At 40.5% G+C, this 12,726-nt stretch carries 14 protein-coding genes; 6 read left to right on the top strand and 8 right to left on the bottom strand.

Going from position 1 to position 12,726, the window contains the following annotated elements; translation table 11 throughout:
• Positions 1-3: 3 nt before the first annotated feature.
• From B5D55_RS09195 to B5D55_RS09160, 8 genes are all read right to left on the bottom strand, one after another.
• Positions 4-837: a phosphatidate cytidylyltransferase gene (locus tag B5D55_RS09195; protein ID WP_078933722.1), complete on the bottom strand. Its 834-nt coding sequence runs from the start codon at positions 835-837 to the stop codon at positions 4-6.
• 11 nt (positions 838-848) lie between these two features.
• Positions 849-1,556, bottom strand: coding sequence for a polyprenyl diphosphate synthase (uppS, locus tag B5D55_RS09190; protein WP_078933721.1), 708 nt, complete (start codon positions 1,554-1,556; stop codon positions 849-851).
• Entirely contained in the window at positions 1,556-2,098 is a 543-nt protein-coding gene (frr, locus tag B5D55_RS09185) for a ribosome recycling factor (protein WP_078933720.1), read from the bottom strand. Before frr ends, uppS begins: the two co-directional genes overlap by 1 nt.
• A gap of 102 nt (positions 2,099-2,200) precedes the next feature.
• Entirely contained in the window at positions 2,201-3,034 is an 834-nt protein-coding gene (gene tsf, locus B5D55_RS09180; RefSeq protein WP_078933719.1) for a translation elongation factor Ts, read from the bottom strand.
• Between the two features lie 24 nt (positions 3,035-3,058).
• Positions 3,059-3,937: a 30S ribosomal protein S2 gene (gene rpsB / locus B5D55_RS09175; protein WP_078933718.1), complete on the bottom strand. Its 879-nt coding sequence runs from the start codon at positions 3,935-3,937 to the stop codon at positions 3,059-3,061.
• A 112-nt stretch (positions 3,938-4,049) separates the two neighbouring features.
• Entirely contained in the window at positions 4,050-4,643 is a 594-nt protein-coding gene (locus B5D55_RS09170; protein ID WP_078933717.1) for a Maf family protein, read from the bottom strand.
• A 98-nt stretch (positions 4,644-4,741) separates the two neighbouring features.
• A complete protein-coding gene (locus tag B5D55_RS09165) occupies positions 4,742-5,485 on the bottom strand; it encodes a HEAT repeat domain-containing protein (RefSeq protein ID WP_078933716.1) in 744 nt (247 codons plus the stop codon).
• A gap of 125 nt (positions 5,486-5,610) precedes the next feature.
• A complete protein-coding gene (locus B5D55_RS09160; protein ID WP_078933715.1) occupies positions 5,611-6,150 on the bottom strand; it encodes a hypothetical protein in 540 nt (179 codons plus the stop codon).
• 54 nt (positions 6,151-6,204) lie between these two features.
• Between B5D55_RS09160 and coaD the strand changes: the two genes are divergently transcribed.
• The 6 genes from coaD (at position 6,205) to B5D55_RS09130 (ending at position 12,554) form a co-directional block, all read left to right on the top strand.
• A complete protein-coding gene (gene coaD / locus B5D55_RS09155) occupies positions 6,205-6,687 on the top strand; it encodes a pantetheine-phosphate adenylyltransferase (RefSeq protein WP_078933714.1) in 483 nt (160 codons plus the stop codon).
• 197 nt (positions 6,688-6,884) lie between these two features.
• Complete coding sequence (gene rpmF / locus B5D55_RS09150; RefSeq protein WP_078933713.1) at positions 6,885-7,073, top strand: 50S ribosomal protein L32; 189 nt, start codon at positions 6,885-6,887, stop codon at positions 7,071-7,073.
• A gap of 18 nt (positions 7,074-7,091) precedes the next feature.
• Positions 7,092-7,331, top strand: coding sequence for an acyl carrier protein (acpP, locus tag B5D55_RS09145; RefSeq protein WP_078933712.1), 240 nt, complete (start codon positions 7,092-7,094; stop codon positions 7,329-7,331).
• 72 nt (positions 7,332-7,403) lie between these two features.
• Entirely contained in the window at positions 7,404-8,114 is a 711-nt protein-coding gene (gene rnc / locus B5D55_RS09140) for a ribonuclease III (RefSeq protein WP_078933711.1), read from the top strand.
• A 54-nt stretch (positions 8,115-8,168) separates the two neighbouring features.
• Positions 8,169-10,985, top strand: coding sequence for a CHASE2 domain-containing protein (locus B5D55_RS09135; protein WP_078933710.1), 2,817 nt, complete (start codon positions 8,169-8,171; stop codon positions 10,983-10,985).
• Between the two features lie 6 nt (positions 10,986-10,991).
• A complete protein-coding gene (locus B5D55_RS09130; protein ID WP_078933709.1) occupies positions 10,992-12,554 on the top strand; it encodes a hypothetical protein in 1,563 nt (520 codons plus the stop codon).
• Positions 12,555-12,726 lie beyond the last annotated feature (172 nt).

The raw sequence follows: 12,726 nt of genomic DNA, 5'->3' as shown, positions 1-12,726 counted from the left end.
TGATTAAAAAAGAAAATAAACTGCTACGTAATATATTGGTGCAGTAAACAAAATCGAGTCGATTGAATCCAATAAGCCGCCGCGTCCCGGAATGACAGAACCGCTGTCCTTTATTTCTGCCGAGCGCTTGAAAACTGATTCTATTAAATCTCCAGTAATTCCGCTTGCCGCACACAAAATGCCCAGAACCAGTCCCTTTACGTAAGAGCCGGAAAAAACAGCCGGCCATAAATACTGTGCCAGAATACAGGTTGCAATAGCACCGATGAAGCCACCGGCAAATCCTGCAATACTTTTGTTCGGACTTGCGGCAATGACACCGCGGTTATTTTTTCCAAGCAGGACTCCGAAAAGCCAGGCAAGGGAATCTGTTATAAAAACAGTAAAAAGAAAAACGCAGATAAGAACAGTTGCATTTTCCTGAATTGTCATTCTTGTAATGAAAGTGAACAGAAAACCGCTGTAAAAGACAATGAAAATGCTTGATGCAATACGGACATTTGAAGTTTCAAATGTTTTATGCGTGAATACTTCTGCTGCCATAAGAATCATTGCGGCAACAAGAAAAGCCCAGTTTGAATAGTCAATGTCTTTTTTCAAAAAAACTAGAAGGTATGATAACAGCGGAAGGAGCGCACTTAGGGTGCATACAAGAAATTTCGGTAGCAGCTCTGTTTTTGCAGAAAACAGTTTGTACAGTTCTGCGGCCGCTGTTGCAGAGCAGATGACCAGAATAAGATTAAGAGGAAGATAATTATAAAAATCCAGCAGGACTATACCGAGTACAATTGGAATTCCGATAAAAAATACTAATAATCTTTGCGCTACTTTATTCATATAAACCTGATTTATGGATTAAGAACTCCGCCAAACCGTCTGGTTCTATGCTGGAATTTCTCTATATCACTTAAAAATTCTTCTTTATTATAATCCGGCCATAGAGTATCTGTAAACAGCAATTCTGCATACGCTGCGTGCCAAAGCAGAAAATTACTCAGCCGCAGTTCTCCGCCGGTTCGTATCATCAAATCAACATCCGGTAAATCTGGTATATCAAATGATTTACAGAGCTTGTCTTCCGTTATGTCATCAGCTGAAGTTCCGTCTGCAATCATTTTCTTTACGCCGCGGACAATTTCATTTCGCCCGCCGTAATTTATTGCAAGGACAACGGTCATTCCCGTAAAATGAGCAGTTTCTTCCGATGCTTTTATAATTTCTGCCCGGACGTCATCCGGAAGACCGTCTATATCTCCGATATGTTTTATTTTTATTCCTTTTTTCTTGTAAAAATCAAATTCTGCCCTAAGATGACGGCGGATAAGTCCCATAAGATACCCGACCTCTTCTTCCGTCCGTTTCCAGTTTTCCGTAGAAAATGTATAGAGCGTAACGAACTTTATTCCCAGTTCCGCAGCAGCAGATACAACAGCCTTTGCGGCAGTCAGACCTTCTTTATGTCCGCTAGTTCTGGGAAGATTTCGCTGTTTTGCCCAACGACCGTTCCCGTCCATAATAATTCCGATATGAACGGGAAGTGCAGATACATCTATCATTATTCTAATATTTCTTTTTCTTTAGAATCGTATACTTTACCGATTTCTGCGATAAATGAATCAGTCAGTTTCTGAAGTTTGTCTTCTTCCTGTTTCAGACCGTCTTCGGTAAGTTCTCCGGCTTTCTGCTGTTTTTTCAGTTCGTCATTTCCGTCGCGGCGGATATTTCTGATTGCAGTTCTAGATGTCTCTGCAATGGCTTTTGCCTGTTTTACAAGTTCCTTTCTGCGGTCAGCAGTGAGCGGCGGAATTGAAATTCTGATGACTTTGCCGTCATTTGAAGGATTTAATCCTAAATCAGCAGTTAAAATTGACTTTTCAATTTCTGTAATAAGCGACTTGTCAAACGGCTGTATGACTACAGTCCGTGCTTCCGGAATAGAAATTGTCGCAACCTGATTTAAAGGTGTTTTTGTGCCGTAATAGTCTACGCGTACTTTGTCAAAAATCGCCGCAGAGGCACGTCCTGTTCTGATTGCATTATATGAATCTTTAAGAGCGGCAATTGTTTTTTCCATTCTAACTTCGCATGTTTCTGCCATATTTACCTCCACGGTGTAAATCAGTCTGCCTGAAAATACGGAATGCAGCAGCTGACAGTCAGTTGCTGCATTCCGTTGTTTATTCAGGCAGCAGCTGCGTTTTTATTTTCCAAGAAGGAAAAGAACGACTTTTTCAAAAGAAAGTTCAGCGCCAACAGATTTTCCCATTTCAGAAAGAACTGCCGTAACTGATTTTTTCTCGTCATCAAGGTACATCTGATCCATAAAGCAGATTTCTGCAAGATGCTTGTTGATTTTACCCTGAAGGATTCCTTCTTTTACATTGTCAGGCTTTGATGCCATTTTTTCATCCTGATCCATCTGAGCCTTGAAGATTTCTTTCTGCTCGTCGATATAAGACTGCGGAACTTCATCTTTTGTAATGTAAGAAGGTGTCTTTGAAGCAAGGTGAAGGCAGCATACGTGTGCAAAATCCTTTATTTTTTCATCCTCAGAACCCTTTATTACAACAAGAGAACCGATTTTGAAGTTGTGGTGTACGTATGTTGATACAACGCAGCCTGCCGGAACTTCAATGTATGCAAGGCGGCGGACTGACATATTCTCGCGGATTTTGATTGCAAGTTCGTTAAGAAGGGCAGTGTGCTCTTCTGTAACTTCTTTAAGACCTTTTGCAAGAGTAAGTTCAGTAAGCTTGTTTCCAAGTGCAATAAAATCATCATTTTTTGCAACGAAGTCTGTTTCGCATACAACTTCAACCATTGCAACCTTGTTGCCGTCCTGTTTTACAAAGATACGGCCTTCTGCTGTTGCACGGTCAGAGCGTTTTGCCATTGCAGCCAGACCCTTTTCACGCAGGTATTTTTCTGCTGCGGCAACATCGCCGTTACATTCCGTAAGGGCTTTTTTACAATCCATCAGGCCTGCACCTGTAGTATCACGCAATGCCTTGATGTCTGATGCTTTGATTTCCATTTTTTATTCCTTAGTAAAAAAAAATTATTTGTCGCTGTAGATTTTGTCTTCATCAACAAGCTGATCCTGAGCATCCTTTTCGTCAGCCTCAGCATCTTCTTCCTTTATTTCAGTCGGCTGATAGTTAGAATAATCTACGATTTCTTCGTCTTCATTCTTGTTTGCTGCATCTGTCTGAACAGAATCATCATCATCAAGATTGTCAAGAATTTTAAGACCGTTCTCGTTGTCTGATTCAATTACAGCATTTGCAATGATTGAAGTAAACAGAGAAATAGCGCGGATAGCATCATCGTTTCCTGGAATAGGGTAGTCAATTCCCTCAGGATTACAGTTTGTATCAACAACTGCAATAATCGGAATACCCATTCTGCGTGCTTCTGCAACGGCAATCTGTTCCTTGTGCGTATCAATGATGAATACAGCGCCCGGAAGTTCTTTCATTTCCTTGATTCCGCCGAGGTTTTTCTCAAGCTTTGATTTTTCTTTCTGAAGGGAAGAAACTTCTTTCTTTGTAAGATTGTCGAAAGTTCCGTCAATTTCCATCTTTTCGATTTTCTTAAGACGAAGAAGTGATTTTTTAATTGTAGCGAAGTTTGTAAGCATACCGCCAAGCCAGCGGTTGTTTACATAGAACATTCCGCAGCGTTCAGCTTCTTTCTGAATCGCCTGCTGAGCCTGCTTCTTTGTTCCTACGAACAGCACTGATTTGCCAGAAGCAGTGATTTTTCTTACAGCTTCGTAGCTGTCTTTGATTGCAGCAATAGTTTTCTGCAAGTCGATGATGTGGATTCCGTTGCGTTCTGCGAAGATATACTTCTTCATACGCGGATCCCAGCGTTTTACCTGATGACCGAAGTGTACTCCTGATTCAAGCAGGTTTTTCATGGTTACAACTGCCATGATTGACTCCTTCACTGGTAAGATTTTTTCTTACCCCGTACTCTTTTTCTCGATACACGGACGCATACGCGGCGTGCACGGAAGATAAAGATATAAAAATATCTTTGCAAGGCTATTCCAAAATTGTATAGCCCTGTTCGTTCAAAATAGCATAAAGTTCAGAAATAGGCAACCCCGTTACACAGCTCTGCGAGCCTTCTATTTTACTGATAAATATAGAAGCAAGGCTTTGAATTCTGTAGCCGCCTGCAGCTCCGTGCCATTCTCCGGTATCAAGATACCATTGAATTTCCGCATCGCTCATCGGTGCAAACGTGACTTTTGTGTGTGCTGTTTTTGATGTAGTTGTCTTTGTCCGCCCGTTGTAAAGGGCGAGTGCAGTAATTACCGTATGAGTGCTTCCCTGAAAATCGTGCAGGAATTCTTCTGCCTGCTCCTGGTTTTCCGGCTTTCCGTATATTTTCCCGTTTTTTACGATTACGGTATCTGCTCCTAAAATCCACGGGATTTTCTGCGCCGGCGGCAGGGAGTGCAGTACTTCCGCAACCTTTTCCCTTGCAAGCAGTTCCGGCATCTCTTCCGTATCAACGGTTGCAGCGGCAATAGCTTCGTCTATATTAGGCATTATTACCTGAAACGGAATGCCGAGCATTTTAAGAATGTCCTGCCTGCGCGGTGAGGAAGATGCTAAAATTATTGGTTCCATAGAAGTCTCTGAAATTTATAAAAAAAGGAATTGTTCTTAGAAGAACGGCAGAAAAAAAAACTGCCGCTTTATAAACAATCCCTTCTTTCAAAATAAAATTATTTTGCTTCGCTGCTTGAAGAACTTGATGAACTGGAAATTGTCTTCAGGAGTTTCAGCGCATTGTTTCTAACTGTTTTGTTGTAATGATAGTCTGCTGCAATCTGCGTGAGTGAATCTATTAAAGATTTCTTGTTTTCTGTTGATTCTGCAAGTTTTGCATAGCAATCAATTACTTCGGCAGCAAGGGAACTTGTCGGATTCAGAATCTGATTGCGTCTGTTTGCAAATGCAATTGCATTTACGACTTCATCATTGTTATTGATTCCTATTTCGCCGAGTGAATTTACGGCTGCGGCAATAACCATCGGCTCATTTTCTGCAAGAGTTATCTGCATTAGATAATTCTTTGATTCTTCTGTCTTTACTTTTCCAAGTGCAAGACAGGCACGACGGCGAATGTCCGGGAAGTTGTTTATAAGCCTTCCGTTTGTACGGGACTGTGTATTGATGCCTTCTCCGGCAAGCTGGTTCAGCGCCTTCATAACGTCTGGATTTGTGTTTCCGCCATCAACAGCAGCTTCAAGCATCTGCATGGCATACAGTTTATTCTCATATTCGTCAGAGGCTGCAAGACCAAGAATGACTATTCCGTCTACGTCGCTGAGATATTCGTCCTCAACAGAACTTTCTGATTTTGCGGAAGATGTCTGTTGTTTCTGAACTGCCTGTTCCTGAGCAAAAAGAGCCGCGCTCAGCATAATGCAGCTGAAAGCACATACAATCTTTTTTGTCATTTTCATTGAATGTTCCTCCGTGAAACATATCTTTTTATAAAAGAAATAATGTAATGACTAATTATAGAATACTTATGGTAAAAAATCAACTTAATATTTCTTGTGCCGCATCTGCATAAAACAGTCTGTTTTTACTGCTGCTGGAGCGGAGGAATTTTTACCATCCATTTTCCGTTCATTTTGATGAAATTATAGTAAACGATGTCCTGTTCTTCCTGCATCTGGACTGCTTTTACCGAATCTACCGAAATGTAGCGGATTTCATCTATTTGCCTGCCTTTTCTTGACGGAACGAATACGAGGTCAAAATAATCGTTCAGCGTATTAAGGCGCTTGTTCTTGTACGGAAGCCGTTTTGATGCCTGCAGCAGATTGCGCGGCGAAGACCAGTATTCTATGGATTCCGGTTCAATGTAGGTAAGCCAGGCGTTGAAGTCGTGTCTTGCCATTACATCCGAAAGTTCCGATATAATCTGGAGTATTGCGGCTTTGTCCGCATAAAAAGTTTCCTTTGTAATGAGAACGTCCTGCGTTGAGCGTGAAAATTCTTCGTCCTCGGCAAGGGCTTCTTCCGTCTTTATCTCGTCCGTAGCGTTCTTTACTTCCGTTGATTTGCATGAGAATGCAGAAATCGTAATGAAGCATAACAGGGTAAAAATTAACTTCTTCATTCTTCTAATATACAATGCTTGAGTCTTTTCGTCAAACAAAGTAATATTGGCTTTATGACAAAAGCTGTTTTTCCCGGTTCGTTTGATCCGATGACGAACGGACACATAAATATCATTCAGAGGGCGGCAAAGCTTTTTGATGAGATTGACGTTGTAATTGCCGTAAATGACGACAAAAAATATCTTTTTTCAACAGAGGAGCGGCTTTCTCTCGTTCAGGAACTTATAATGCCGTTCAGAAATGTTGCTGTCCACACGTGGGATGGTCTTATTGTTGAGTATGCAAAACAGACCGGGGCAAAAGTCCTTATCCGCGGAATCAGGAATATGAACGATTTTTCCTATGAGTTTGACCTTTCGCTTATGAATCATAATCTTAATCCGGAGGTGGAAACGCTTTACATTCCGACTGACCAGAAATTTCTTCTTTTAAAGTCAAGCGCAATCAAGGAACTTGCAAAGCTTGGCGGAGATGTTTCGGGAATGGTTCCAGAGAACGTAAAGAAGGCCCTTGAGCGAAAGTACAGGCAGGGCTGACCGCAGTTTTTTTGTCCGTGCGGAGCAGGGGCGGCGGAATTGCGTTCTTTGCAGGAACATTTTGATTTTGACATTTTTGTTAAAAGTGTTTGACAAAAAGGATTATTCTGTTATAATAATTGACACACTGATTGGAACTGTTGTATTATAAACCGCAGTAAATCAGATAGAATATCTAATATAGTGAGGTTTTATACATGGCAGTACCTAGATCGAAAACATCTAAAGCCGTTACAAAAAGGCGTCAGAGCATCAATATGAAATTGAAAGCTCCGCAGCTTACTGAATGCAGCAACTGCGGTAACCTTATTCAGTCTCATCGAGTATGTCCTAAATGCGGTTTCTATCGCGGACGTCAGATTATCACACCAGAATCAAACGGCTAATAAAAGGGAGCAATCGAAATGGACGAATTGTTTGAAAAAATCCAGAAGCTTATCGCTGAAAAACTGGAAATCGATGAAAGCAAGATTACTTTGGATTCTTCTTTCCGTGGCGATCTTGGCGCAGACAGCCTTGATACGTATGAACTTGTGTATGCAATCGAAGAAAATCTCGGCGTAAGCATTCCTGATGAGAAAGCTAACGAATTCGAGACAGTTCGTGATGCATACGACTTCATCAAGTCAGAACAGTCTAAATAATTTTCTGCAATCTGATGAAAAAACACAAGCTTAAAGGCTTGTGTTTTTTTTTTGTTTGATTATAGTTATTGTATGAGCAATACATTTTCAAATGAGCGAAAGCGTCAGCTTGTTTTATTCTGTAAAGAAAGAAATCTCCATTTCAAGAACCTTGAGCTGCTTGATCTGGCTTTTCATCACCGTTCATATTCAAATGAAAATATTTCTCATAAGCATTATAACAACGAACGCCTTGAATTTCTTGGCGATTCCGTTCTTGGTCTTGCTACGGCATCTTTTCTCTATAATGATATGAGGAAAAATCAGGAAGGGGATCTTGCAAAAATAAAGTCTGTCGTAGTTTCGGAAAAAAGCCTTTCCCCTGTTGCCCTTGAATTTGGAATAGACAAAATGCTTGTCTTAGGTCGCGGCGAAGAACTTAGCGGAGGGCGGAACAAGCCTGCCATTCTTGCCGACTGTATGGAAGCGATTATCGGAGCTTATTATATCGACCAGGGATTTGAGGCTGCGGAAAAATACATTCTGTCTTTCATTATTCCTGCCGTCCGGAAAGTTCAGCACGACGGCGGAAAAGATTATAAAACGCTCCTTCAGGAACTGTATCAGAAAAAATCAAAGCAGTGTCCTGTCTATAAAACAGTTGAAGTTTCAGGGCCGGATCACGATCAGACTTTTAAGGTTTGCGTTGAATTAGGCGGCGTTACATACGGACCGGAATCTGGAAAGTCAAAAAAAGAAGCGGAACAAAATGTTGCAAAAGCTGCCTATGAGGCAATCCGTTGAAAACAGAATTTTTTTCAATAGATAGTCTTATAATCCTGTGATATAATATTATTTATGGAAAAAAATGGTATTTTAAAGAAAGCCGATTATATCGTGTTTGCAGCACTCGGACTGTTGTTTTTTGTTTTTACTGCAACCGGAGTGTTTACGAAACTTGATTTTCGTTTGTATGATTTTTTGCTTGGGTGTGTAAAAGAACCTGCGCGTGCGGAAAATATAGTTCACATAAATATTGACGATGATTCCATCGCAGAATTTGGTGAATGGCCTTGGAGCCGCAACATTATTGCCGATAACATTATCCGCCTTAAGGAACTTGGAGCAGAACGAGTTGTATTCGATGTTGAGTATCTTTCTCCTTCGGCTCTTGGAGTTCCTTCTGATTCTCTTCAAAATATTGGAGAGGCATTTGCTGTTCAGGAAGCCGAACTTCAGGGATTGATAGAAGAATTTGCTGGTTCTATAGAAAAAGGCTATATTCTGCCAAAAGAAGTTCCTGCATTCAAGGAAGAACTTATGGCAGGTTATGTATATCCTTCGATTGACAACTGCAAGAACACCGTTTTTGAAAACGTTTCTACGGATAATGATGAATATTTTGGAAAGGCGCTTCAGTTTTTCGGGAATGCGTGGCTTACGGTGAATACGCGTGACGTAAAGATAAAGACATCACCGGAAGACATTGCGTATGTAGACAGCCGTTTTCTTTTAAAAAACGTTTCTGATCCCAAAAATTATATAACGGCGAATAATGTTTTTACATCAAACGAACAGTATAACGGCGATGAATCCGGCTTTTCTCCTGCACTTCATACGCTTTTAAAGCGCGCAAAAGGCGTTGGTTTTACGAACGTTATCATTGATTCTGACGGAAGCCGGCGCAGGGTAGAATTGCTTTTCAACCACAACGGTAATTATTTGGGGCAGCTTGTATTTGCTCCTCTTATGGACTATCTGAATGTGGAATCGTTTGTGCGCGAACGAAACAGGCTTATTCTTCACAACGCATTTTATCCGGGAGCTTCTGCACCGGAAGATGTCGTCATTCCTCTTGACGAACACGGACGTATGCTAATTAACTGGCTTCACTGTCCTTTCGGAGAATCTTTCAGGCACGAATCAATGTCTTTTTTCAAGCAGCTTGATGTTCTTGAAGATGATATTGAAACGAATTTGAAAAATTTTCTTGTTCTTGAGTTGCGTGATAGCGAAGGATATCCGCTGCCTTATTATTCTGCCGCACGTGAACTTGTGGAGATGTATCAGAATATTTGCGAAGAAAGGAAAAATCTTCTTGATTTATGCAAGGGGTATGACAGTGACGGCGTACTGCTCGGCGGAATTTCTGAGGAACAGTATGAATCTTACTTTACAATGCGTTCTGAATATTTTGATTATGTTGCAGAATTTTCGGCTACTGACTTTATTTCTGACGTAGAAGAAAGGCTAGATGAACTTCAGTCATATTTTTCAGAGGAGCAGCGTGAGGAATTTCTTTCATTATTCACGGAAGAAATGAAAAAAATTGCGGCAAACATTTCAACATATCAAACGTATATGTCTGATATGAAGGAAAATTGTGCCGGCGCAATCTGCATTATAGGAAACGTTGCGTCAAGTACTACGGATAACGGAGCTACTCCTTTCGTTAGAATTTATCCGAATGTAGGAACGCATGCAAATGTTCTCAATACAATATTGCAGAAAGATTTTATTACGCCTGTTGCATGGTATTACGGATATGCCGTTGCAATTCTCTTTACCGGCGTTATCCTTCTGCTTGTTCACAGGACTGGAAACAAATGCCAGAATATTCTAAACGGTGTTTTCGGCGGAATTGTAATTTTTGTTCCTGTGATTCTTATGGCAGGCTTTAAAATATACATTCCGTTTGTAGGACTTGCATTATTTGTTCTTGTTAATTATCTTGGCGGAGTCGTAATCCGCTTTTTCAACAGTTCAAAGGAAAAAGAATTTATCCGCCGGACATTCTCGCAGTTCGTTGCAAAAGAAGTTGTTGATGAGATTATAAAAGACCCGGAAAAAGCTAATCTTGGAGGAAGAAACGAACATATAACGGCATTATTCAGCGACATAAAATCGTTTTCATCGTTCAGTGAACTTGTAACGCCAGAGCAGCTTGTAAATATTCTGAACGAATATCTGGGTGCTTTGAGCGATAATATTCTTGAACATAGCGGAACTATTGACAAATACATTGGTGATTCAATTGTCAGCCTGTTCGGTGCGCCTATCCGCATTGAAAATCATGCGTATGCGGCGTGTGCGGCGGCAATCAGAATGAAACAGACTGAGGGCGAATTCAATAGAAATCATATGCTGACGGGAGATGTTCCGCGTGAACTATATACGCGAATCGGCATTAACACCGGCGATATGATTGTCGGTAATATGGGTACTTCGCTTAAAAAGAACTACACTATGATGGGTGACAACGTAAACCTTGCGAGCCGTCTTGAGGGCGTAAACAAAGTATACGGTACCTGGATTTTGTGTTCCGAGCAGACGTGGAAGGAAGCCGATTACGGCGAGCATAAAGGAGAAATTGTCGTGCGTAAACTTGACAGGGTTCGTGTTGTGGGAAAAACAGTTCCTGTTCAGCTGTATAACGTTATCGGTTTCCGTTCTGAAGTAAGTTCAAATCAGCTTGAAGAAATCGAACTGTTCCATGAAGCACTGGACTTGTATCTTAACAGGAAATTCAGTGAGGCAGGAAAGATGTTCGTTCAGGCAAATGCAATGCTTCCGGAAGATCAGGCGGCTCTTGTTTTTGCAGATCGGTGCAAGAGTTATATGCAGAAAGGCGTTCCTGAAGACTGGGACGGTATTATGAATCTTACAAGCAAGTAGAAAATTATGCAGACGATAAAAAATAAAATAAGAACAGATGCTGTTATTTTTGCTGCAGTCTGCATTATTACCGGTTGTGGATTTTTTGAAGAATCTTCATCTTCTGAAAAAACTGTTTTTGAGGCGACGTCATCTGATGCTGCCGCCTGTAAGGTTTCCGGCGATGATTTTCTTCTTGTTTCCGCTGACCTTACGCGAATTTCTGAGAGTAACGTAGAAAAAACTGCATATCTTATTGCCTATAACACAGGTGCGGAATCTATTTCTTCTGAAAATACAGGCGGTGCGTATCTTTATAATATTTCTTCACTTTCTGCAGAAGTAGAAAATGAATTCCAGACTTGCGCAAATAGTGAACATTACACTGGCATTCAGGAAAATAATTCAGATTTTTATATTCAGCAGAACTGTGAAATTGCCCGGAAACTTCAGAATCTGTCTCTGGAACAGACAGCAGGTATACGTTCTGTAGAAGCTGTGCAATTGAGACGAACTTGTACTGTTGGAGAAACAGCCGCTTTTTATATCAGCTATGACGAAAGAACGTATCAGGAAGTTGAGTTTACGCTTGAAGCGTCAGGCGAAAACTGCAATATCTGGTATTATGACGATATAAGTGATGTTTCTTTAGACGTAAGTGAATCCGCTCTGGATGAAACTTTTGACGTACTTGCAGAAAAATTTGATTCTGTTTTTTATGTAGAACAGACTGTTTTTGGGAGCTATGAAATAGAAAACAAAAACGGTGCGTTTATTTCTACGCCTGAAAAAATCGACATTCTTATTTTTGACCTTGAAAATGATGCCCGTTCTTCTGCGAACGGCGGCGGAACATACGGCTTTTTCAATATAGTTGACATTTATACGGAAGAGCCTGTAAACAGACTGAATGAAAAAGAATCTGCCGGATACAGGACGAATCAGGCTGAATGTTTTTACATTGATGCATATTTTTTGAAAAACAGACCAGATAAAATATATGAAACTTTGGTGCATGAGTTTCAGCATCTGCTTGGATTTATAAATACTGCCGTGAATGAAGGTGCTGCTGTTTATGAAACGTGGTATACGGAAATGATGTCGCAGCTTGCAGAGGATATTCTTATTTCTTATCTAGGAATAAAATATGAAGATAGTTTTCTTCCTGGAAGAATGAGCTGGTGCAATCTGTATCATAATTTAGGTTTTTATGACTGGAACAATAATGAATCTGCAGGATATGGAAATGCTTACCTTTTCGGCTCTTATCTTGCGCATTCATACGGCGGTATTGATTTTATACGGGCGCTTGCACAGTGCGGAAAAATAAATGAGGAGGCTGTAACTTTCGCACTAAAACAAACAGGCAAAAATGATGATTTTTATACGGCATTTTATAAATGGGGAAAAAGCGTTCTTGACGGCTCGCTAGAAAATGAAATAGAAGGAAATGCAGGCAACTATGATTTTACATTGCACGGAATAAATGTATGGGATTATTCATATAACGTAAACAGAAGCAGCATAGCGTTAAATTATTATGGATATACGGAAAATTATGAGAACTCAGAAGTGTTCTGCCCAAAGTGAACTTGGACTTTTTTATAAAAGCTAATAAGGTGGTTTAAGCCTGTTGAGCTAACCAATAAGCTCTTCTTTTTATATCTGCATTATGAAGCTTATTTCTCCTGTCTGCAAGTCTTTCTTCTTTTCTTCCTGCAAAATAATCTTCCGGAGTCAGATAAAGAAGCGCGCCGTGCAG

Source organism: Treponema porcinum (assembly GCF_900167145.1).
Classification (GTDB): Bacteria; Spirochaetota; Spirochaetia; order Treponematales; family Treponemataceae; genus Treponema_D; species Treponema_D porcinum.
The sequence above is the reverse complement of the archived record's forward strand: the minus strand, read 5'-3'. Positions and strand labels throughout refer to the sequence as shown.

Excerpts from the sequence above, each read along its gene's own strand:
- coaD (WP_078933714.1), top strand. The coding sequence starts at position 6,205 with ATGACAAAAGCTGTTTTTCCCGGTTCGTTTGATCCGATGACGAACGGA.
- B5D55_RS09165 (WP_078933716.1), bottom strand. The coding sequence starts at position 5,485 with ATGAAAATGACAAAAAAGATTGTATGTGCTTTCAGCTGCATTATGCTG.
- uppS (WP_078933721.1), bottom strand. The coding sequence starts at position 1,556 with ATGATAGATGTATCTGCACTTCCCGTTCATATCGGAATTATTATGGAC.
- rpmF (WP_078933713.1), top strand. The coding sequence starts at position 6,885 with ATGGCAGTACCTAGATCGAAAACATCTAAAGCCGTTACAAAAAGGCGT.
- B5D55_RS09170 (WP_078933717.1), bottom strand. The coding sequence starts at position 4,643 with ATGGAACCAATAATTTTAGCATCTTCCTCACCGCGCAGGCAGGACATT.
- B5D55_RS09195 (WP_078933722.1), bottom strand. The coding sequence starts at position 837 with ATGAATAAAGTAGCGCAAAGATTATTAGTATTTTTTATCGGAATTCCA.
- B5D55_RS09135 (WP_078933710.1), top strand. The coding sequence starts at position 8,169 with ATGGAAAAAAATGGTATTTTAAAGAAAGCCGATTATATCGTGTTTGCA.
- frr (WP_078933720.1), bottom strand. The coding sequence starts at position 2,098 with ATGGCAGAAACATGCGAAGTTAGAATGGAAAAAACAATTGCCGCTCTT.
- rpsB (WP_078933718.1), bottom strand. The coding sequence starts at position 3,937 with ATGGCAGTTGTAACCATGAAAAACCTGCTTGAATCAGGAGTACACTTC.
- B5D55_RS09130 (WP_078933709.1), top strand. The coding sequence starts at position 10,992 with ATGCAGACGATAAAAAATAAAATAAGAACAGATGCTGTTATTTTTGCT.
- rnc (WP_078933711.1), top strand. The coding sequence starts at position 7,404 with ATGAGCAATACATTTTCAAATGAGCGAAAGCGTCAGCTTGTTTTATTC.
- acpP (WP_078933712.1), top strand. The coding sequence starts at position 7,092 with ATGGACGAATTGTTTGAAAAAATCCAGAAGCTTATCGCTGAAAAACTG.
- B5D55_RS09160 (WP_078933715.1), bottom strand. The coding sequence starts at position 6,150 with ATGAAGAAGTTAATTTTTACCCTGTTATGCTTCATTACGATTTCTGCA.
- tsf (WP_078933719.1), bottom strand. The coding sequence starts at position 3,034 with ATGGAAATCAAAGCATCAGACATCAAGGCATTGCGTGATACTACAGGT.